At 33.9% G+C, this 22,586-nt stretch carries 22 protein-coding genes; 14 read left to right on the forward strand and 8 right to left on the reverse strand.

Features of this window, described 5'->3' with window-relative positions:
• Nucleotides 1–111 precede the first annotated feature (111 nt).
• Nucleotides 112–1,350 carry a mechanosensitive ion channel family protein gene (locus tag M0D21_RS03040; protein ID WP_248326786.1) on the forward strand — a complete coding sequence of 413 codons (1,239 nt, stop codon included), beginning with the start codon at nt 112–114 and terminating at the stop codon, nt 1,348–1,350.
• Nucleotides 1,351–1,371: 21 nt separating this feature from the next.
• Complete coding sequence (locus M0D21_RS03045; RefSeq protein WP_248326788.1) at nt 1,372–1,644, forward strand: DUF3817 domain-containing protein; 273 nt, start codon at nt 1,372–1,374, stop codon at nt 1,642–1,644.
• Here M0D21_RS03045 and M0D21_RS03050 read toward each other — a convergent pair.
• Complete coding sequence (locus M0D21_RS03050) at nt 1,641–2,228, reverse strand: hypothetical protein (protein WP_248326803.1); 588 nt, start codon at nt 2,226–2,228, stop codon at nt 1,641–1,643. The two genes, M0D21_RS03045 and M0D21_RS03050, sit on opposite strands and share 4 nt — an antisense overlap.
• 70 nt (nt 2,229–2,298) lie before the next feature.
• On the reverse strand, nt 2,299–4,344 hold the full coding sequence (locus M0D21_RS03055; RefSeq protein WP_248326805.1) for an HD family phosphohydrolase: 2,046 nt from the start codon (nt 4,342–4,344) through the stop codon (nt 2,299–2,301).
• Between the two features lie 178 nt (nt 4,345–4,522).
• On the opposite strand from M0D21_RS03055, the gene M0D21_RS03060 reads away from it, so the two are divergent.
• The 5 genes from M0D21_RS03060 to M0D21_RS03080 all read left to right on the forward strand — a co-directional run bounded on the left by M0D21_RS03060 (nt 4,523) and on the right by M0D21_RS03080 (nt 8,482).
• Complete coding sequence (locus tag M0D21_RS03060; RefSeq protein ID WP_248326807.1) at nt 4,523–5,701, forward strand: acetyl-CoA C-acyltransferase; 1,179 nt, start codon at nt 4,523–4,525, stop codon at nt 5,699–5,701.
• Between the two features lie 32 nt (nt 5,702–5,733).
• Entirely contained in the window at nt 5,734–6,483 is a 750-nt protein-coding gene (locus M0D21_RS03065; protein ID WP_248326809.1) for a C40 family peptidase, read from the forward strand.
• An 8-nt stretch (nt 6,484–6,491) separates the two neighbouring features.
• Nucleotides 6,492–7,019: a GNAT family N-acetyltransferase gene (locus tag M0D21_RS03070; protein WP_248326810.1), complete on the forward strand. Its 528-nt coding sequence runs from the start codon at nt 6,492–6,494 to the stop codon at nt 7,017–7,019.
• 81 nt (nt 7,020–7,100) lie between these two features.
• Nucleotides 7,101–7,682, forward strand: coding sequence for a TetR/AcrR family transcriptional regulator (locus tag M0D21_RS03075; protein WP_248326811.1), 582 nt, complete (start codon nt 7,101–7,103; stop codon nt 7,680–7,682).
• A 50-nt stretch (nt 7,683–7,732) separates the two neighbouring features.
• Nucleotides 7,733–8,482: an SDR family NAD(P)-dependent oxidoreductase gene (locus M0D21_RS03080; protein WP_248326813.1), complete on the forward strand. Its 750-nt coding sequence runs from the start codon at nt 7,733–7,735 to the stop codon at nt 8,480–8,482.
• Nucleotides 8,483–8,540: 58 nt separating this feature from the next.
• On the opposite strand, the gene gap is transcribed toward M0D21_RS03080, so the two are convergent.
• Both gap and M0D21_RS03090 read right to left on the reverse strand, forming a co-directional pair.
• Entirely contained in the window at nt 8,541–9,530 is a 990-nt protein-coding gene (gene gap, locus M0D21_RS03085) for a type I glyceraldehyde-3-phosphate dehydrogenase (RefSeq protein WP_248326815.1), read from the reverse strand.
• Nucleotides 9,531–9,643: 113 nt separating this feature from the next.
• Nucleotides 9,644–10,324, reverse strand: coding sequence for a DUF2461 domain-containing protein (locus M0D21_RS03090; RefSeq protein ID WP_248326817.1), 681 nt, complete (start codon nt 10,322–10,324; stop codon nt 9,644–9,646).
• A gap of 190 nt (nt 10,325–10,514) precedes the next feature.
• Here M0D21_RS03090 and epsC point away from each other — a divergent pair, with 190 nt between their 5' ends.
• The 4 genes from epsC to M0D21_RS03110 all read left to right on the forward strand — a co-directional run bounded on the left by epsC (nt 10,515) and on the right by M0D21_RS03110 (nt 15,467).
• Nucleotides 10,515–11,306 (forward strand): serine O-acetyltransferase EpsC, encoded by a 792-nt coding sequence (gene epsC / locus M0D21_RS03095; RefSeq protein WP_248326820.1) that lies wholly within the window; start codon nt 10,515–10,517, stop codon nt 11,304–11,306.
• A complete protein-coding gene (cysM, locus tag M0D21_RS03100; protein WP_248326821.1) occupies nt 11,306–12,190 on the forward strand; it encodes a cysteine synthase CysM in 885 nt (294 codons plus the stop codon). Before epsC ends, cysM begins: the two co-directional genes overlap by 1 nt.
• 95 nt (nt 12,191–12,285) lie before the next feature.
• Nucleotides 12,286–14,400: a DNA helicase RecQ gene (gene recQ, locus M0D21_RS03105; protein ID WP_248326823.1), complete on the forward strand. Its 2,115-nt coding sequence runs from the start codon at nt 12,286–12,288 to the stop codon at nt 14,398–14,400.
• Between the two features lie 8 nt (nt 14,401–14,408).
• Nucleotides 14,409–15,467 carry a 2-dehydropantoate 2-reductase gene (locus M0D21_RS03110; protein WP_248326825.1) on the forward strand — a complete coding sequence of 353 codons (1,059 nt, stop codon included), beginning with the start codon at nt 14,409–14,411 and terminating at the stop codon, nt 15,465–15,467.
• Nucleotides 15,468–15,471: 4 nt separating this feature from the next.
• Here M0D21_RS03110 and M0D21_RS03115 read toward each other — a convergent pair whose 3' ends face one another.
• Together M0D21_RS03115 and M0D21_RS03120 are read right to left on the reverse strand one after the other, a co-directional pair.
• A complete protein-coding gene (locus tag M0D21_RS03115; RefSeq protein WP_248326826.1) occupies nt 15,472–16,110 on the reverse strand; it encodes an MOSC domain-containing protein in 639 nt (212 codons plus the stop codon).
• A gap of 6 nt (nt 16,111–16,116) precedes the next feature.
• Nucleotides 16,117–16,902 (reverse strand): tRNA pseudouridine synthase A, encoded by a 786-nt coding sequence (locus M0D21_RS03120; protein ID WP_248326828.1) that lies wholly within the window; start codon nt 16,900–16,902, stop codon nt 16,117–16,119.
• Nucleotides 16,903–17,052: 150 nt separating this feature from the next.
• On the opposite strand from M0D21_RS03120, the gene M0D21_RS03125 reads away from it, so the two are divergent.
• Both M0D21_RS03125 and M0D21_RS03130 read left to right on the forward strand, forming a co-directional pair.
• Nucleotides 17,053–17,430: a LysM peptidoglycan-binding domain-containing protein gene (locus M0D21_RS03125; protein ID WP_248326830.1), complete on the forward strand. Its 378-nt coding sequence runs from the start codon at nt 17,053–17,055 to the stop codon at nt 17,428–17,430.
• Between the two features lie 190 nt (nt 17,431–17,620).
• The gene (locus tag M0D21_RS03130) at nt 17,621–17,974 is read left to right on the forward strand and encodes a hypothetical protein (RefSeq protein WP_248326832.1); all 354 of its coding nucleotides are present in this window, start codon (nt 17,621–17,623) and stop codon (nt 17,972–17,974) included.
• A 4-nt stretch (nt 17,975–17,978) separates the two neighbouring features.
• On the opposite strand, the gene cmk is transcribed toward M0D21_RS03130, so the two are convergent.
• Nucleotides 17,979–18,677: a (d)CMP kinase gene (gene cmk / locus M0D21_RS03135; RefSeq protein ID WP_248326834.1), complete on the reverse strand. Its 699-nt coding sequence runs from the start codon at nt 18,675–18,677 to the stop codon at nt 17,979–17,981.
• 271 nt (nt 18,678–18,948) lie between these two features.
• Here cmk and mreB point away from each other — a divergent pair, with 271 nt between their 5' ends.
• A complete protein-coding gene (mreB, locus tag M0D21_RS03140) occupies nt 18,949–19,986 on the forward strand; it encodes a rod shape-determining protein (RefSeq protein WP_248326836.1) in 1,038 nt (345 codons plus the stop codon).
• 55 nt (nt 19,987–20,041) lie between these two features.
• Here mreB and lon read toward each other — a convergent pair whose 3' ends face one another.
• Nucleotides 20,042–22,492 (reverse strand): endopeptidase La, encoded by a 2,451-nt coding sequence (gene lon / locus M0D21_RS03145; protein ID WP_248327248.1) that lies wholly within the window; start codon nt 22,490–22,492, stop codon nt 20,042–20,044.
• Between the last annotated feature and the right edge of the window lie 94 nt (nt 22,493–22,586).

Genomic DNA, 22,586 nt, shown 5'->3' on the forward strand with positions numbered 1-22,586 from the left:
ATGTGGCGTTTTTTTATTCAATACGTTAAAATCTATCATAAATCTTGTCGATAATTTTTAATTACTTATCGTAGAACTGTAATTTTGCCAAAAATTTGTATTCCTAATTTCATGGAAGATATAACACGATATTTCTATAACCTTTTTAAAGCCAAAGGACTTTCTGAAAACACTGCAGAGTATTTAAATTTAACTATCGGAATTGCTATTCTTGTTGTTACCCTTTTCGTAATTTATATAATCATGAAAAAGGTATTCATTGCAATTTTCAATATGTATGCTTCGAAATCTAAAAATACCTTTGATGATTACTTGGTAAAAAATAAAACATTCGATTATCTGGCACATATTATTCCTTTATCCATTACCATTTGGATTGTTCCACAGCTTTTTACCAATTTCCCTAGAGCAGAAAGATATCTTCAGGCTTTATTTGATATTATGGTTATCGTTTTGACCATATGGATTTTAAGAAGTATTCTAAGAACTTTTAAAGATTTTCTTAAATCTCTAGAGTCTTTTAAGGACAAACCTATAGACAGCTATGTGCAGGTATTTATGATTTTTGTATGGCTCATAGGAGCCGTGTTTATATTTTCAAGTATTACGGGAAAATCTATCTGGAGTTTTTTGACCGCTCTAGGAGCAATGTCTGCTGTTATTCTGTTAATTTTTAAAGATACAATCCTTGGGTTTGTTTCAAGTATTCAGGTAGCTGTGAATGATACTGTACGCATTGGAGATTGGATCACTATGGAAAAATATGGAGCCGACGGCGATGTTATAGAAATTAACCTCTCTTCAGTAAAAGTCCAAAACTTTGATAAAACTATAACTACAATACCTACTTATCATCTTACTTCTGAATCTTTCAGAAACTGGAGAGGCATGATGGATTCTGGCGGACGAAGAATAAAAAGATCACTTCTTATTAAAACATCAAGTATTTCCTTCCTATCTAATGAAGATATCGAAAAACTGATGGAAATTCAACTTATATCAGAATACATTAAAAATATCCAGGAAGATATCACTACTTTCAACAAAGACCAATCGATAAACAAAAACCTACTTATTAATGGTCGAAATCTATCGAACATGGGGGTTTTTAGAGTATATGTAGAGACCTATTTAGAAAACCATCCCTACATTAACAAAAATATGACTATCATGAGTCGTCAACTTGCTCCTACAGCTCAAGGTACTCCTTTAGAAATCTATGCTTTTAGTAATGACAAAGTCTGGAAAAACTATGAAAAAATAATGGCAGATATTTTTGATCATTTGTTATCTGCTATCCCCTATTTCAATTTAGAAGTTTACGAATTAAATTATACTTCTGAACATTAACTTTAAAGAATTCTTACATTTATGACCACAATTTTTCGTTGGATAAGCTACTTAGAAGGTGTTTCTTACCTACTTATCCTATTTGTTACCATGCCGTTAAAATATTTATTTGATTCTCCAGAACCTAACAAGGTAATAGGAATGGCACATGGTTTTTTGTTTCTAATCTATATTGTATTTGCCTTCGTAATTAAACCAGAAAAACAATGGAATAATAAAACATTGGGAATCGTTTTATTATGTTCTATTATTCCTTTTGGCACCTTTTGGATGGATAAAAAGTATTTGCGTTAAAAATTAACGGTTCCATTAAAATCACCATCATAAAAACTATGAAGGTTGACTACGCTATGAAATCGGCCATTTCCCATAGGTTGTAAGGAAAGACTCCCGCTGCGAAGGGGAAGCTCTTCTCCATTTAGAAAAACAGCGAGAATCACATTCGAATTGGGTCGACAATTATTGCAGTTACGATCTAAATAATGATAGTTGTAATCATTTCCTTTGATTGTAGAAATAATAATTTCCAATTCTTCTCCAGTATCCAAATTGTAAATTAGTTTTTCTTCACCATTGTTTATTGGTGCCAATGACACATTAACTACCTCAAAGATATATCTGCCGTTTGGCCCGTTTTGATGTTGAATAGTACCAAAATTAGGATTACATCGATGATCGCAAGTGTGAATTACTGCCCTTCCACATCTTGGGTTTCTTGGCCTAGGAAGATCGGTTCTTCTTTCTACTACTACAATATCGGGAATGGGAAGATCTATATTTACCCCTATCGATATACCCCCACCAATTCTAATTTGAGAATACATAGAATTGGTCATTATCATAGCTATAGCTACTAAAACAATTTGATAATTTTTCATAATGATTGCGATTTATGCTTGCCGCTTTTCTTGCATCAAACAATATGCCGCAATCTATTATGATCCAATGTTACTCGGGATATTCTATTCTAAGATGATATATATTAGTAAGCTTACGCTTAAAAACCTTCTTTACTTGTTGTATTTCTTTAAAAGTAATGTTTGCATTTAAAAATTGCTCATTTTCCATTTGCTTGTTTACAATCTTTTCTACAAACGAATCTATAAGACTACTAGTCGGATTTTTGAGACTCTTTGAAGCTGCCTCAACACTATCACTCATCATTAAAATTGCAGTTTCCTTAGAGAAAGGCTTTGGTCCAGGGTATTGAAAGTCTTCTATATTCACATTCTCATTACTTTCTTTTTCTTTTGAATAAAAATAATAAACCGTACTTGTACCATGATGTGTTCTAATAAAGTCTATAACACGATCCGGAAGCTTATATTTTTTTGCAATTTCTATACCTCTTATAACATGATTAATTATAATTCTTGCACTTTCTTTTGGAGAAAGTACATCATGCGGATTACCAGAGGCAGATTGATTCTCTGTAAAATACGTAGGGTTTGCCATTTTACCTATATCATGATATAGCGCCCCTACTCTAACGAGCATCGCATTTGCTCCAATTTCATTGGCAGCAGCTTCTGCAATATTTGCTACATTAAGAGAATGATGAAAAGTACCTGGAGCCTTATTAGACAACTCCTTAAGCAAGACAGAATTGGTATCACTCAATTCCAGCAATGACACATCCGATATTAAACCAAATACTTTTTCGTAAGCGTAAATCAATGGGTGAACCATAAGCGTTGCAAAACCACTTATTACAAATAACACAACTGTGGTCCAATCTATATTCGTAATACTACCTTCATGAATAATATGAAAAGCAATATAAGCGGCGACATAAATCAATGTGATTTGTCCGACAGATATAAATAGATTGGCTCTTTTGAAAGATTCTGAAGTTGTTAAAATAGTGACAATACCCGCTATTATCTGTAAAAATGTATACTCATAACTGTTGGGTACCACAAATCCTAAAATGAGAACAGTGATGACATGAGTAAAGAGCCCTAATCTCGAATCGAAAAATGCCTTAAGTACTAAAGGTAAGATACAAAGAGGCACAATATAAATATAGTTTGAAGCATACTTTACAACCAAAGTAGTAACCAATACCATAAATAAAATATTGAAAAAGATAAAGGTAACCTGGGTGCTGTTTTCATAAATATCTGGTCTATATTTCCTTATAAACAAAAGAAGCATCATTAGTGCCAGTGAAACCAATAAACAGTATCCCAGTACAATCCAATAGAAATTTTTATCACTCCACACCTGAGACTCATATTCTGCTTTAAGAGAATTAAGAATTTGTAAAGTATCACCTTCTACTACTTCTCCCTTGGCAATAATTCTACTACCTTTTGACACCCCGCCTCTAGTAGTGAGCACTTTGGCCAGTTCATTTTCAAGAGTACTTTGAGTTAGATCATTATTTAGTTCAACATTTGGTTTTACCAAATCATAAAACAAGGCAACAAAATCACTTTTAAACTTCACATACTCACTTTTGTCCAAACGAGTATTTATGAGCTGTGTTAATTCATTTGAAGTAAGCATTTGTCCGTAAGTAACGGCTTCTGCCTCATTCCCTTTATTCAGAAAAATCTGCCTTTTATCTGTATATGCATAATTCTCTTGCAGCACTCCATATCTGTATATATCATTCAATAAAATCCTACCAAATAATTTTGCCTGATCACGAGCACTGGTTTGATTAAAAACCTTCAGATAATTCCCAAAAGCATCATCATATGATTCTTTGGCAGTATTTGCCACTATGGTATCATATTGAAAATACGGAATAATATTATCGGTAATTTGTTTTTTCTCTACTTCTATTTCCTCTTCGGTTTTAGCAATTGCAAAATCGAAAGGAGCATATAGGTTTTCATATTGCCAAGGTTTCCCCTTGGTAAATTCATATTTGAATATTCCTCCCTTTGGAAACAAATAAACGATAAGTGCAGTTGTGCAGATAAAAAGAAATACTCTAAAGATCGAGGATTGCTTTTTATATAATTTATTAAAAAATCTTTTCACAAATTACGTACTATAAATTACTCAAAAGTAGTAAATCAAAGTTAGAAGTACGAAGTAAAGATCTATTATTAAGAATTATACCCATTTCCTTTACAAGTCTTCACCGTTTACTTCTTTTTTATACTTCAAAAATCACTAAATTCGCACAAACAATACACACAATTTAAATTAGATATAAATGAGTAAAGAAGTAGTAATTGTATCTGCAGCAAGAACACCGATTGGGAGTTTCTTAGGAAGTTTATCAACGGTTCCTGCCACTCAGTTAGGAGCCATAGCGATTAAAGGTGCATTAGATAAAATAAACCTTGACCCATCTTTGGTACAAGAGGTATTTATGGGGAATGTGGTTCAAGCAGGAAATGGTCAGGCTCCTGCCAGACAAGCTGCTTTAGCTGCTGGAATTAATGATACAGTTCCTTGTACTACTGTTAATAAGGTTTGTGCAAGTGGAATGAAAGCTGTAATGCATGCTGCTCAAACTATTGCTTTAGGAGATGCAGACATTGTAGTAGCTGGAGGAATGGAAAATATGAGTTTAATTCCTCATTATGTAAGATTAAGAGCTGGACACAAATTTGGCCCGCAAACCTTAGAAGATGGTATGCAAAGAGACGGTTTAGTTGATGTATACGATGGAAACGCAATGGGAGTTTGTGCTGATCTTTGTGCAAATGAATATGAGTTTAGCCGTGAAGATCAGGATGCCTTTGCAATTCAATCTTATGAAAGATCTGCAAAAGCATGGAGCGAAGGTAAATTTTCAAATGAAGTAGTTCCGGTGCCAGTTCCTCAACGAAGAGGTGAACCCGTAATGGTAACTGAAGACGAAGAATACAAAAACGTAAAAATGGAAAAAATACCTGCTTTACGTCCTGCTTTTACCAAAGAAGGTACAGTAACTGCAGCAAATGCTTCTACTATCAATGATGGTGCTGGTGCAGTTGTAGTAATGAGTGCAGAAAAAGCAGCAGAATTAGGATTAACACCATTGGTGAAAATTAAAAGTTATGCAGATGCAGCTCATGAACCAAAATGGTTTACTACTGCTCCTGCAAAGGCGTTACCAAAAGCTATAGAGAAGGCAGGAATTACTTTGGATGATGTAGACTTTTTTGAGTTTAACGAAGCATTCTCTGTAGTAGGTTTAGCTAATCTTAAAATACTTGGTTTAAGCGATGAAAACACCAATGTAAATGGAGGTGCGGTATCCTTAGGACACCCTTTAGGTTGTTCTGGTGTAAGAATCCTAATCACACTTATGAATGTTTTAGAACAAAATAATGCCAAAGTTGGTGCTGCAGCTATTTGTAATGGTGGTGGTGGTGCATCAGCAATGGTAATCGAGCGTGTGTAATAAAGTTTTTTGCTAACACTTAACACAATTACATGCAATACGGAATTTGCAATTTAAGTATTGTTCCTCTTCGATTAGAACCAAAAGATACAAGTGAAATGGTCTCCCAAGTATTATATGGAGACCATTTTAAGGTACTCGAAAAACGAAAGAAATGGAGTAAAATACGTCTGGCTTTTGATAAATATGAAGGTTGGATAGATAATAAGCAGTATCTAGAAATTACAGAGGAACAATACAAAGGTTTTGATCTGCAAGATATGTGCATATCTGGAGATCTGGTTGAGTTTGTCAATATAGAAGACAACCAGCTGATGCCAATCCCGTTAGGCTCTTCTTTGATAGCTCTTGATTTTTTAAATCACCAGTATGAGGGGCATAAAATTCAACAAAAACAACCCAAAGAACATTTGGTAGAAACAGCTTTTATGTATTTAAACGCTCCATATTTATGGGGCGGAAAAACTACTTTTGGTATTGATTGTAGTGGTTTTACTCAAATGGTATATAAGTTAAATGGATATCAATTGTTACGAGATGCCTCTCAACAAGCAACACAAGGAGAACCTTTAAGTTTTATTGAAGAAAGCGAGCCAGGAGATTTAGCTTTTTTTGATAACGAAGAGGGAAATATCATCCATGTAGGAATTATGATGAAAGATAATTATATTATACATGCACATGGTAAAGTACGCGTTGATCGAATCGACCATACGGGTATTTATAATGCCGAAAAAAGAACACATACCCATAATCTAAGAGTAATAAAACGTATTATTTAATTCACCAAATGAGTCCGCAAGAAGTAAAAATAATACCCGTACGACTTGAGGATAAAGAAAAGTTATTGGCTATTGGATATAAAACGTTCTATGACTCCTTCGGTCCCCCAATAAACACCGAGGAAAACATACAAAAATACCTAAAGAAAAAGTTTACTTTAGAACAAATCACCTCGGAGCTACAAAATATAAATTCAGAATTTTATTTTGCTTCAATGGCAAACCAAATTGTTGGGTATATTAAATTAAACCTTAGCGAAGCTCAAACAGAGGTCGTTCATAATAATGCATTAGAAATAGAACGCATTTATGTCTTAAAAGAATACCAAGGAAACCAGATTGGGCAGGTTTTATTTAAGAAGGCATTAGAGGTAGCACAAAAGAATACAGCAAATTTTATGTGGTTAGGAGTTTGGGATCAAAACTCAAGAGCTATTAAGTTTTACGAAAGAATTGGTTTCAAGATATTCGACAAACACCAGTTTTTACTGGGAACAGATCTACAAACTGATCTAATGATGAAACTTGAATTGTAAGGGCAGTTAAAAACTTTATGATTTTAATAACAGTTACGTATTCCAATTATATTTAATTTTGAAACGAACATTTCAATTAAAATGCCAAAAGTAGAAACATTCAATAGAAAAGAAGTTTTGCAAAATGCAACTTTAGTATTCCATCAAAAGGGATACAACGGTACTTCTATGCAAGATTTGGTAGATGCCACTTCTCTTAATAGATCTAGCATCTATAATTCTTTTGGTAGTAAATTAGGAATGTTTATGGAAGTTCTTTCTCACTATCATACTTACACCAAAAATAATATTGGAAAAGAAATCGTAAAGACGCATAATGCAGCTGATACCATAAAGTCACTTTTTGATTGGTATATAAAAGATATTCTAAACGACAATGACCGAAAAGGTTGTTTGATCGTAAACTGTAAATCTGAAATGTCTAATCAAGAACCTCTAATCAAATCTTTTATGGAACAGAATCAAGAGCAAATGCTTGCGATGTTGGAAGATATAGTGTATAGTGGACAAATGGAAAAGGTGTTTAATGAAGACCAAACCGCTGGTCAATATGCGCTGTATCTATTTTCTTCGATACAAGGGCTGAGAATGACAGGAATCCTTAATTCAAACGAAGATGAACTAAAGAATATAGTTGACACTATATTGAAAGTATTATACTAATTTTTTTTAACCTAATTTGAAACGATCATTTCAAATAAAACAAATATAAAATGAGAAAACTAGAAAACAAAGTAGCCGTAATTACCGGTGCTAACAGTGGAATAGGCTTAGCAACAGCAAAACTTTACCTTGAGCAAGGAGCAAAAGTTGTTCTTTCCGGAAGAAGGCAAGAAGCTCTTGACGAAGTAGCAAAAGAATTAAATGGAGAATTTATCACCGTTACCGCCGATGTATCTAAAGCAGAGGACAATCAAAGACTAATCGATGAAGCCACAAAAAAATATGGTCAAATCGATATTCTTTTCTTAAATGCCGGGATTGCACCAATTTCTCCTACTGTAGACGTTACCGAGGAGCACTATGATACTTTATTTAACACCAACGTGAAAGGCCCTATTTTAGCAACCAAGGCAGCCTTACCACATATTAATGATGGTGGAACAATTTTATTTACCAATTCTATTGTGCATCAAAAAGGATTTGAGGGACTAAGTGTCTATTCTGCCACCAAAGGTGCTCTAAGAGCGTATCAAAGAGTACTTACTTCTGAGGTTAAGTCAAGAGGAATTCGTGTGAATTCTATAGCCCCAGGACCAATCGCTACACCACTTTATAGTAAAATGGGACTACCGCAAGAAACGGTTGAAGAAATGGGTGCAGGTTTTGCCCAACAAGTACCTCTAGGTCGTTTTGGAACCTCAGAAGAAATAGCAAAATCTGCTTTATTTTTGGCTTCAGAAGATGCATCTTATATCAACGGTGTTGAACTAGAAATAGATGGAGGTTTAAGCCAAGTATAACGTTATAACTAACTATAACAAATAAAAAGGTGGAATATCATATTCCACCTTTTTATTTTTACAATTCCTTTATCTGTCGTATCATCTGGTTGGTAAAACCCCATTCATTATCATACCAAATCATAATCTTTACCAAGTCTCCATCTACCACTCTGGTCATAGAAGCATCTACTGTAGCCGCATATGGGTTTTGTTGGATATCTGAAGATACGATGGGCTCATAAGTAACATCCAACACCTCTGCATATCTTTTGGTTTTAGCCTCTTCCTCCAGGATTTTATTGATCTCTTCGGGAGTAGTTGTTCTTTCTGCAATAAAAGTCACATCACTTATTGACCCCACAGGAACTGGCGTTCGTACAGCTACACCATCAAATTTGCCTTCATATTGTGGCAGAGCTTTGGTGGTTGCAATAGCTGCACCCGTGGTCGTTGGAGTTAAATTGACAGCTCCTGCTCTACCCATTCGTAAATTCTTTTTGGAAGGAGCATCTACCAAAGTTTGAGAAGCAGTATAGGCATGTATTGTATTTAGAATTGCTTTTTTAACCCCAATAGTCCTACCCAATATTTCTACTACCGGACTTATATTGTTGGTGGTACAACTCGCACAAGAAAATATTGAAGTTTTCCCATCTTCTGTATTTACACCATGCACTACGGTTGGAGTATCTTTACTTTTCGTTGGACCAGAAATAACAACATTTGTTGCACCAGCAGTTATATGCTTTTCAGCGTCTTCACGATTTGTAAAAAAGCCAGTACTTTCGATTACAACATCAATACTATTCTCTTTCCAAGGGAGCTGTTCAGGATCTCTTTGGTTAAGATAAAGTACTTTTTTACCATCTATAACGAGATGACTTCCTTCTATATTTATCTTTTTTTCATAAACTCCGTAAACGCTATCGTACTTCAAAAGGTACTGAGCATTTTCTATAGACATGAGGTCATTCACGGCTATTACCTCTAAATCTGGCTCTTCCATAATTACTTTAAGAGCTGCTCTTCCGATTCTCCCGAATCCGTTTATAGCTATTCTTTTCATAATGTTTTAAGTTTTTTGTTGGTAAAAAATATGGAAATATGCCTATCATATTTCCATTAATTATGTCGTAAAAAGACCTCTTAAATTACCATATCTCATTAAAAAACTAGGTCTCAATCCTCAATTAAAGACACTCCATTCAAATCGGTAGTTAGCACATCACTCATATAATCAAAAAATGGTCTTAATAATTCAAAATGATATATTATTTTATCCAAGAAATCATCGGCAAATACTTCTTCATCAGTAAAACTATGACTTACAAAAAAAGATTTGTTTTTAATAAGATCTATCGCTGGATGCTCTTTACTAAATCCTTTTGGAGCTGTTTTTACTTGATATTCTGTATTAAACCCACCAAAAGCTTTTTTAAACTTCGAGTCTGCCAATATCTCCCTAATCTCTTGATCATCCATTTCAAATTCTTTTCGTATCCGCAATAAATCTGCGGGCTGGGGACCAAAAAAACCTCCCGCAACCATAGAATTACCAGGTTCTAATCTTAAGTAATACCCTCCTCTACGATGAGCCCCTGCTCTACTAAAACTAACACTTCGATGAACGTTGTAAGGCGTTTTATCTTTACTGAATCTAATATCCCTATTTATTCTGAACACTTTGGTCTTCTCTATTTCATCTTTTTCATTAAGGCGTTCAACAACTAAACTATAAAAAGACTTTAGTACTTTCTCATTAGATTGATACTGCTTTTTGTGTTCCTGCATCCAATCCTTATGATTATTCTTTTTTAATTTTTTTAGAAATTCAAATGCCGATTTCGGTATAGTACTCATACAATTTACTTTATTCCTAAAATTACTAAAATCTGGTTCTTAATCTTAAGTTTAACTTAAAATTATATATTCTTCTTATTTTTAGCGATGAGTTGTTATATTTATTCTAAAAAAGAAAGGATTTGCAACTTATTAAGACTAATATTCCTTTTATTCTATATATTTACTAGAGTTTTGAAATAACAGGGTGATGAGTAAACAACTAGACCAGATTATAGCAAAGATTCAGGAGCAAAAGAAAAATCCAAATCTTAAACTAAAACTAAAAGAACGAACAGAATATTTTACCAATTTACTATTCTACACATTGTTCGATACCGACACTGAGGTAGCAAAGAACATAGGTCTTTTAGAACAAACTTTTGAAGAACTTGTAGATCTTGCCTGTTGGGAAACCGAAAAACCTTGTAGCAAACTCTGGCAATCCTATCTCGAAAAATTGCCAGGGATTCTGGAAAAACTAAATCGTGATGCGCAAGCATTTATGAAAAGTGATCCAGCCGCAAACTCTATTGAAGAGATTTATATGGCTTACCCTGGTTTTTATGCAATAGCTATATACCGATTGAGTCATGAATTGTTAAAATTTGGTTTACCTATGGTACCAAGATTAATGACAGAGTATGCGCATAGACTTACTGGTACCGATATAAACCCAGGAGCAGAAATTGGAGATTCTTTTTTTATAGATCACGCTACAGGGATCGTTATTGGAGAAACAGTAATTATCAAAGATAATGTCAAGATATATCAAGGAGTTACCTTAGGAGGTCTATATGTAGATAGAAAACTTCGCAATGTAAAACGTCATCCTACCGTTGAGGATAATGTAACTATATATGCCAATGCAACTATTTTGGGAGGAGGAACAGTAATAGGAGCAAATAGTACTATAGGTGGAAATGCTTGGATAACTTCTTCTGTTCCTGAAAACTCCATTATTTCGAACACTTCAGAAATAAAGATTAAAAAAGTTGTTTAATGTCGCATAGTATTTTAGACCTTATCGGAAATACGCCTTTGGTTAAGGCTACTTCTATTATTAAAAACCCAAATATTACACTCTATCTTAAATTAGAAGGACATAACCCAGGAGGTAGTGTTAAAGATAGAGCTGCTTATAATATGATTAAATCTGCCTTGGATCGAGGCGATATTACTTCAAATACAAAACTTATCGAAGCTACCAGTGGCAATACGGGTATAGCGTTGGCAATGATAGCGGGTATTTTTGACTTGGATATCGAATTGGTAATGCCCGAAAATTCTACTAAAGAAAGAGTACAAACCATGCGGGCTTATGGTGCAAAAGTTACCCTTACCTCAGAAAATATTGGAATCGAAGGAGCTAGAGACTATGCAGAAGCAAAAGTTACAAATGATGGGTATGTAATGCTTAATCAGTTTGCCAATGATGATAACTGGAAAGCTCATTATAAAACCACTGGTCCAGAAATTTGGAGAGATACACAAGGAAAGATCACCCACTTTGTTTCCTCTATGGGAACTACGGGAACGATTATGGGGACATCAACATTCTTAAAGGAACAATCTTCAGAAGTTCAAATTGTAGGGGTACAACCCACCGATGAGTCCAGAATTCCAGGCATTCGTAAATGGCCAAAGGAATACTTACCAAAAATATTTAATCCATCAAAAGTTGATCAAGTAATAGAGGTAAGTCAGGAAGAAGCAACAGCTATGGCTAAACGATTAGCCAAAGAAGAAGGTATTTTTTCTGGTATGAGTAGTGGTGGTTCTGTTACCGCAGCTCTTAAATTGGCAGAAACCCTCGAAAGCGGTGTTCTTGTAGCTATTATCTGTGATCGAGGAGATCGATATTTGAGCTCTAATTTATTTGAGTAACATCTTTTATTGGTGACTTTTTTTTATCCTAATAAAGGTAATTTTAACCATATATTTCTATGTAATTTATCTTCATATTTTGTTCTTTTGCATATATGCCAGAACAACAACAAATCCTAAAAACCTTAAAAGAATACTTCGGGTACGATAGGTTTAGGCCTTTGCAAGAAGAAATTATAAATTCTATTTTCGAGGGTAATGACAATTTAGTCATCATGCCTACTGGAGGAGGAAAATCTATTTGTTATCAATTACCAGCTTTACTATTGCCAGGTATAACACTTGTAATCTCCCCATTAATTGCCTTAATGAAAGATCAGGTAGATGGTTTGAAAGCAAATGGCATCAAGGCTGCATATGTAAATAGTAGCCAAAATGAAAGTGAACAAAGTATTATTTACCAAGAACTTCTTGACCATAACATCAAATTGTTATATGTAGCCCCAGAGAGTTTATCTTTTCTAGAAAACGTCTTATCCCAGATTCAAATTAGTCTAATTGCTATAGACGAAGCACATTGCATCTCTGCATGGGGTCATGATTTTAGACCAGCATACACCCAATTAGGGTACCTAAAGAACAAGTTTCCAAATACCCCGATCATTGCCCTTACTGCTACAGCTGACAAAGCTACCAGAAAAGACATTTGTGATCAGCTTAATATCTCGAAGGCGATACAACATTTAGCTTCTTTTGATAGGAAAAATTTAAGTTTGGAAGTTCGCCCGGGAAACAAAAGAATAGAACAAATCCTAAATTTTCTTGCCGATAAGCCTAATCAATCAGGAATTATTTACTGCTTAAGTCGAAAGACAACAGTAGCTATTGCCGAAAAATTAGCTGAAAGAGGATATAAAGCAGAAGCGTATCACGCCGGCATAGATCATCAACAAAGAGCATTAACACAAGAAGGTTTTATTAATGACACCATCCAGATAGTATGTGCTACAATTGCCTTTGGAATGGGAATTGACAAATCAAATGTAAGATGGGTGATTCACTACAACCTCCCTAAGAACATAGAAGGGTATTATCAGGAAATAGGAAGAGCCGGAAGAGATGGGTTACCCTCTTCTACCCTACTTTTTCATAGTTATGCTGATGTTGTACAATTACAAAAATTTGCAGATACTTCAGGTAATAAAGAGGTACAATTGGCAAAGCTAGATCGCATGAAACAATATGCCGAATCCTTGAGTTGCAGACGAAAAATTTTATTGAGCTATTTTGGCGAACTCATCGAAAAAGATTGTGGAAACTGCGATGTTTGCAAAAATCCTCCTACATTTATAGAAGGTACCATTATTGCTCAAAAAGCACTATCTACCGTAACCAGAGTTAAAGAACAAGAACCTATCGGTATTATAATTGATGTCTTACGTGGAGCCCAAAACACTGGTGTATATGACAAAAATTATCAAAACTTAAAAACCTATGGAATTGGGAATGATATCCCATGGAGAGATTGGCAACAATACATCATACAACTAATAAATCTGGGGTATCTTGAAATAGCATTTCATGAAAACAACAAGTTAAAGTTAACCTCACTATCCAAAAAAGTATTGTTTGAAGGAGAAAAAGTGAGTTTAGCACATCTAAAAGAGTTGGAAAAAGTAAAACAACCAGAACTTCAGGACAAAATAGATGTAACTCAAGATTTATTTGAAAAACTTAGACAATTACGATTGCATCTGGCAAAAGAAGCGGGTATTCCTGCCTATCAAATTTTTAATGATGCTACTCTAAAGGAAATGGAAAAACATAAGCCTACAACCGACGAGGAATTTATGCAAATAAATGGTGTAGGTAGACAAAAAATGCAGAATTATGGGTATCAATTCATAAAGGAGATTATCGCATTCTCTGAAGTGAAAACAAAAAAGAAAAAGAAGACGAGTTCTAAAAAAGGAAACACTCATAAAGAAACACTGAAATTATACCATGAAGGATTATCAATTGAAGAAATTGCTATACAAAGGAAATTAGCATCATCTACTATATTTTCTCACATTATGAAACTATATGAAGAAGGAGAAACTATAGATCTTAAACAATTAATTTCTAAAGAAGATATTTCTACAATAAAAAAAGCTAAGGAAGAACTTGATACACCTGAGGGTTTAAAAGCATATTTTGAGTATTTTGAAGGAGCTATTGATTACAATACAATTAAAGTAGGTCTAGCCATTTTAGACAAAGAAAACTAAATAATCATTTGAACACTCACCATACACATATAATTTTTGGAGCCGGGCTTATAGGTGGTTTCTTAGGGGGAATCCTTACTTCGCTAGACATAACAACAAAATTGGTATGCCGCCCTTCAACCAAAAAAAAGTTAAATAATGGATTAAAGTTAACAGACTATTTAGGCAATGCAACTACAGTGGATACAATAGATTTTATTGAACCCCAAGATGCAGTAGATAAAAATCAGAAAGCCATACAATGTGATTTCTTATGGATCACAGTAAAATGCACGGGAATAGAACAAGCTAGCAAAGATATTACACCGTTTGTGGGACCTGATACTATTTTACTATGCTGCCAGAATGGTTTAGGATCAGATACCATTATTCGAGAGAAATTTCCTGAAAACCCAGTGTTACGAGTTATGGTTCCTTTTAATGTTGCAGAACCCAATCCTGGTCATTTACATCGAGGATCTGAAGGGAAATTAACCATAGAAATCGATGATAAACACAACCTAGCAATCGAAACTCTTGCCGCAAACATGAATACACCATTGATGCCGGTTGATACTACAATGGAAATGCGAGCCTTGTTGTGGGCAAAGCTACAGCTTAATCTAGGGAATAGTGTAAATGCATTAGCTAATATTCCTGTAAAAAAAATGCTTGAACAAAGGTATTATCGTTTGGTAATTGCTGCGTTAATGAAAGAACTTCTACTAGTTACGAATTCCCTTCATATCACCTTACCAAAACTTACTGCGTTACCCGCAAAATATATCCCTTTTGTACTTAGTTTACCTAATTTTCTTTTTAATCTGGTCGCAAATAAAATGTTAGCCATAGATCCAACGGTAAGAACTTCTATGTGGTGGGATCTTTCACAAGGAAAAAAAACTGAAATTGATTATCTAAATGGATCTATTGTAAATTCAGGAAAAACTATTGGCACAGCATCTCCCGTTAACACAACTATTATTAACCTAATCAAACAGATAGAAAAAGATAACGAACTTAATATTCCGAGAAAAGGAATATCTTCTCAAGAGCTGTATAAAAAGGTTAAAGCTTCAAAAGCTTAGTATATTACTTTTTCTTTGCAAAATACTTCTTATCATCATCTGATACTAAAGTATCCTGAATTGCTTTTTCTAATAGGTCAGTATGTAATTTTTCATCAAAATGAAATAACAAAGTATTCAATTCTGTTATGGTTATCCCATTTACATGTTCTTTTTCAAGAATCATAGTATCATTTGTGCTCACTAATCCTGGTTCTAAAACTCTTACATACACTCCAGAAAGTTTCGAATCTATAAATTGTTTTATGATAGTAGGATTTTCAAAACGTACACCAAGCTTATAGCAAGGTTGTCTTGGTCTTGAAATCTGTACCAGAGCTGTACCTAGTTTATAGATAGATCCAATTTTTACTTGATTTTCACTAAACCCTTCTATGGTTAGATTTTCTCCAAACATCCCAAAATCCCAATCTAATTGAGGATATTTCTCTTTCCAATACGAATAATTCTCTACACCGTATAAGTAGCATGCTTTATCCACACCGCCATGAACCCTTCGATCAACAACATGATCATTTTCTACATCTTCCTTACCTAAAAATATCGGTTTTTCTACTGGATACTTATAGATTCCTGTCTTTACTTCTTTTCCTCTCCAAGAAATAGTAACTGGTTCTCCAATATTTGTAGATACAACTCTCATATGCTTTTATTTAAATTCTACTGTATTTAATATTAATCCAGATCCGGGGACAATATGTTCTAAAACAATTTCTTCTGCCTGAGGGTTCAAAGTATTTTTAATAAATTCTATATCGATTTTACCTTTTCCTAAATCTAACAAAGCCCCCATCATAAGTCTTATTTGATTTCTTTTAAAACCTTCTCCTTTTACACGTAAAAGATAGCTTTCTTTAGGGAAAAAATTAGCAGTATATATGTTATTTTTTTCTATCTCACAATAGGTAATTTCTCCTTCAAGAACCGTATGCACAGTGGGCCTATGACAATACGACCTGAAGTTATGCCTTCCTACAAATAAAGGGGCCGCTTTTTTCATAAGTTCTATGTCCAAATTTTCATATATATTATACATAAAAGGAGCACAAAACGGATGAAACTTCTCACCAAACGAAAACATATATATGTATTCCTTAATTTTTGGAGACTGAATAATATTAAATTTCTCATCAGTTTCTATAATACTTAGCGCTTTAATATCCTGAGGAAGATTTCTATTAAAAAAAGGAAAAAACTCCTCTAGATCAAGAGGGTTATGATCAACAAACAATTCTACATAAGTTTGATTTGCAGAAACCTTGGCATCCGTTCTTCCGGTAGCCAAAACTTTAAAATCATTATGATCCAACACATAGTTTACAGTTCGTTCTACCATGCGCTGTAATGTATTTACTTTAGGTTGTTTTTGCCAACCATGATATCTGAACCCTAAATACTGCAATTCTATAAGGTAGTAGAAACGTTTACGAAACATTTATTTTTGTTTTATTGTGTTCGAATATAGATAATTTATGCATTTCAACGATTATTTACGCTTTTTTAATCTAACGTATTCTTAAAAAAAACATCTTAATTTGCTATATTTGAGAGAATCTAATTAATAATATAAAAAAACAACTTAGTTATGGTTAAATCAAAATATCAATCTGTTCTAGACTTAGGTCAGGAGTTAAATATTAAAGATGGAGATGTTGCTGAGGAAAATGGGGTTTTAAAGATAAAAGGAACTGCGAAAACTCAATATGAAAAAAATGTTCTTTGGGATAAAATAAAAGAGGTTGGTGGTGAATCACCTTCAGATATCATGGCAGACATTAAAGTTGAAGATACATCTGTTTTCCATAGACATGTTGTAAAAAGTGGAGAATCTTTAAGTAAAATCGCTAAACATTACTATGGAGATCCTATGAAATATAAAGCAATTTTTGAAGCAAATACCAACATTCTTAAAAATCCAGATATCATCCATCCGGATCAGGAATTAGTGATCCCAAATCTATAAAATACAAAACCAAAATATTACGAAAGGAGCTTAAAACAAGCTCCTTTTTTACGTTTATTCTTCAATTTCTTCCCTTTTTTAACCCTTTTTTACGCATTTTATCTAAAAAAAGGCAAATATCCATGTAAATGTTATGTATTTTTTACGGTTTTACCGTAATTTAGTCGAATTGATAGCTCAAATCGACTGTATGAAAAAACTATTACTATTCTTTTTTCTAATGCTTTGGTTGCAAAATTATGCGCAGTCATTATCAAAAACCAGTATCATATACGAGCATAAAGATCAGGTAGTTATGAACAATGGTAGACAATATCAGATTTTAGTAACAAAACCTTTTTACGAAGTAAATGATACATCAATACAAAAATACTTAGACAAAGGTGAACATGTTTTAATGTTAAACCGAGTATTGGTTCTCAAAAATGATGATGAGTATAAAGAAGTAATTGAATGGGTTAAAGAAGGTCTTAAATTTTATGTTTCTCGTGATATCATAAATTTTAAAAGTATCGATAATTATATTTCAAACACTAATTATTAATACTTTAAGCGTTCTTTATCGCATTTTTGGCTAGTCCCAAAATTTGTTCAAATTGTTGCTCCAAAGTAAGGTTAGAATTATCTATTTGAATAGCGTCACTCGCTTTTCTTAAGGGAGAATCTTTGCGTGTACTATCGATATGATCCCGGTTTACTACGTTTTTCAATACATCTTCATAAGTTACTTTTTCTCCTCTTTCAGTAAGTTCCAAAAAACGTCTTTCTGCCCTATCCTTAGCCGTAGCAGTCATGAATAGTTTCAATTCAGCATTAGGAAAAACTACAGTACCTATATCTCTCCCATCCATAACAATTCCCTTTGCTTTACCCATTTCATTTTGTTGCTCAACAAGTTTTTTACGTACCTTAGAAACAGCAGCAACTTTACTTACAAATCTTGATACTGACAAAGTTCTAATTTCCTTTTCAACATTTTCATCATTCAATAATGTATCTGCCAATCCTTTTTCAGGATTAAATTCAAACCTAATACGTATCGAAGGAAGCTCATTCTCTAGTGCTTCTGGATCAAAATGGTTATCATCTATATATCCTTTTCTCATAGCAAAAAGTGTTACAGCTCTATACATTGCTCCTGTATCTACATATATATATTGCAAGCTTTTTGCCAATTGTTTAGCCACAGTACTTTTTCCGGTAGAAGAGTACCCATCGATAGCTATAATTATTTTCTTGTTTTCCAACTCTTTATTTTTATTGAAATGATTTCGTTGTATGCCAAAAATAAAAGAAACTAAACAGAATTATCTTCATTGTAAAGAAAATTATTTTTCTAAACGATATATTTACAAAATAGATGAATACACAATTTACTACACATTGTTCCTTTTTACCGTCTTACATCCAACAAAACACAATAATTACAAGTAATCAAAGTTATTAGAACAAAGATCCTATATATGAATGTAAATTACTTAAGACCTTAAATCGACATCGTTAACTAACTTAATTTACATGGGCTTCTTTAATTTTTTGAATGAAAAGATTGCCGTAGATCTTGGCACATCTAATACCCTCATTACACACAAAGGAAAAATAGCAATCGACAATCCTTCTATTATCACTGTAAACAGAATTACAGGAAAGATTATTGCAGTTGGCAAAGAAGCAGGCACAATGAGAGGTAAAATCAATAAAAACATTAAGACACTTCATCCATTTAAAAATGGAGTAATCTCCAATTTTGATGCCGCAGAAAAGATGCTAAAAACTTTTATAAAGCGATTATCAACTTTGAATACCTCTATTTTTTCTACTTCATATCATATGATTATCTCCATTCCCTGTGGAAGTACTGAAGTGGAAATGCGCGCAGTGAAAGAATCAGCAAAGAGATTAAATGCCAAAAACATTTTCCTTATCCATGAACCAATTGCTGCTGCCATTGGAGGCGGAATTGATGTTTTGGAACCTAAAGGGAACATGATTGTTGATATTGGTGGAGGAACTACAGAAATTGCGGTTATTTCTATGGGACGCATCATCAGTGGACAATCGGTTAAAATTGCCGGAAACACTTTTAACGAAGATATCATGAATTATGTACGAGAATCACATAATCTACATATAGGTGAATTTATGGCCGAAAGGGTAAAAATTGAAATTGGTTCTGCAATTCCACAACTAAAAAACCCTCCTCAAAATATGGCTGTAGAAGGCAGAGATCTTCTAACCGGAAAACCCAAACAAATATACCTGTCATTCAAAGAGATAGAACGAAGTTTGGATAAATCTATTTCCCAAATCGAAAATGCTATTATGGATACTTTATCTGAAATTCCTCCAGAAATCTCTGCAGACATTTATAATTCAGGGATCTATTTAACCGGTGGAGGCTCTATGCTGCGTGGTCTTGATGACCGTTTATCACATGCAACAGAATTACCTGTACACCTAGGTGATCAACCGCTTAAAACGGTAGTTAAAGGAAGTGAAATAGTGCTACAGAATTTAGATAGATACACCAACGTTTTAGTCGAAAAAAGAAGATAACCACAAAAAAAAGCAGAACCTAGTAGTTCTGCTTTGTATATATCTATTATCTATTTTAAAGCTTTTTCGCGTTCTTTACTTTTGTTTTAGTAATTGCGATATCAAGTACTTCATCCATATTTTTTACATAATGGAATGTAAGGCCTTTAAGATATTCTTCTTTTATTTCTTTAATATCACGTTCATTGTCTTCACAAAGTAAAATTTCTTTTATATGCGCTCTCTTAGCTGCTAAAATTTTCTCTTTAATTCCTCCAACAGGAAGTACTTTACCTCTTAAGGTAATTTCTCCTGTCATTGCAAGGCTTTTCTTGACTTTACGTTGCGTAAACAGTGATACTAAAGAGGTTAACATAGTAACTCCAGCACTTGGCCCATCTTTTGGAGTGGCGCCTTCAGGAACATGTATATGAACATTATATTTACCAAAAATATCTGGATCAATATTCAGCATATCAGCATTGGCTTTGATATATTCCATAGCAATGGTAGCAGACTCCTTCATTACTTTACCCAAATTCCCGGTAATGGTAAGACCACCTTTTCCTTTGGATAAGATAGATTCAATAAACAGAATATCTCCACCTGCACTGGTCCAGGCAAGGCCCGTAACTACTCCAGCGACATCATTGCTTTCATACTTATCGCGTTCGAGCTTTGGAGCTCCCAAAACTTCTACAATAGTTTCATTATTTATCTTGACATTATACTCTTCTTCCATGGCGATATTTTTGGCCGCATAGCGCACCATTTTTGCCAGTTGTTTCTCCAGTCCTCTAACACCAGATTCTCGAGTATATCCTTCTATTATCTTTTCGAGCTGAACTTTTCCTAATTTCAAATGTGTTTGGTTAAGACCATGCTCTTTTAGTTGCTTAGGTAAAAGATGCTGTTTTGCTATTTCTACCTTTTCTTCGATAGTATATCCTGTAACATTAATGATCTCCATACGATCTCTAAGTGCAGGTTGTATTGTAGCAAGGCTATTTGAAGTCGCTATAAACATCACCTTAGAAAGGTCAAATCCCATCTCTAAGAAATTATCATGAAACTCAGAGTTTTGTTCTGGATCTAAAACCTCTAATAAGGCTGAAGAAGGATCCCCTTGATTTCCTACAGATAGTTTATCGATCTCATCTAATACAAATACAGGATTACTGGTTCCTGCTTTTTTCAAGCTTTGTATAATTCTTCCTGGCATAGCTCCTATATACGTCTTTCTATGTCCTCTTATTTCAGCTTCATCACGCAGACCTCCCAACGAAATTCTTACATATTCTCTTCCCAGAGCTTCAGCAACAGATTTACCCAAAGAAGTTTTCCCCACTCCTGGAGGTCCATATAGACACAAAATTGGAGACTTCATATCATTTCTAAGCTTCAATACTGCGAGATATTCTATGATACGTCGTTTTACTTCATCAAGTCCATAATGGTCTCTATCCAGTACTTTTTTTGCTCTTTTTAAATCAAACTTATCTTCGCTAAACTCATTCCAAGGCAAATCTAAAAACAAATCCAAATAGTTTCGTTGAATCGAATATTCTGCAACCTGAGGATTCATACGTTGCATTTTGGCAAGTTCTTTTTCGAAATGTTTTTTTACTTTCTGATCCCATTTCTTTTCCTTGCTTCGTATACGCATATCTTCCAACTCATCTTCATGTGAAACTCCACCTAACTCTTCCTGAATAGTTTTCATTTGTTGGTGCAGGAAATACTCACGTTGTTGTTGGCTCATATCATGCTGTACCTTACTCTGTATAACATTTTTGAGTTCCAATTTCTGAAACTCAACATTCATGAAACGCAGGGTAGCAAGCGCTCTTTCTTTAAGATCATTAATCTCAAGTAATTTCTGCTTCTCTTCAACCGGAAGATTTAGATTTGATGAAACAAAGTTGATTAGGAAAGAACTACTTTCTATATTTTTTATGGCAAAAGAAGCCTCTGAAGGAATATTTGGACTTTCCTTAATAATTTCTAATGCCAAATCTTTTATAGATTCGATAATAGCGCTAAATTCTTTATTCTCGAGTGCTGGCCTTGCCTCAGGAACTTCCTGTACCTTTGCCTTTATATATGGAACATCTTCTACAACTTCCTTAATCTTAAATCTCTTTTTGCCTTGTAGAATTACTGTAGTGTTCCCATCAGGCATTTTCAATACTCTCAAGATTCTGGCAACAACCCCTACTCTATTTATATCTTTTAAAGAAGGGTTTTCTACACCTTCTTCTTTTTGAGAAACTACACCTATGGTTTTATTTCCATTATTTGCTTCATTAAGTAATTTAATAGACTTGTCTCTACCCGCTGTAATAGGTATAACAACCCCCGGAAACAAAACTGTATTTCTTAGCGGCAAAATTGGAAGAATATCAGGCAGCACCTCATTATTTATTTCCTCTTCATCTTCTGGAGTTAATAGCGGTATTAACTCGGCATCTTCATCTATGCCTTGAAATGACAAACTGTCAAGTGTTGTAAATTTGGTTTTAGCCATAATTATATATAAAGTCATTTTGTCATTATGACAAAAGAACATTTTTTTAAAATTAATATAAAGTACTGTAAAAAACACATAAACCCCTATAAAA

This window comes from Aquimarina acroporae (assembly GCF_023195925.1).
Taxonomy (GTDB): domain Bacteria; phylum Bacteroidota; class Bacteroidia; order Flavobacteriales; family Flavobacteriaceae; genus Aquimarina; species Aquimarina acroporae.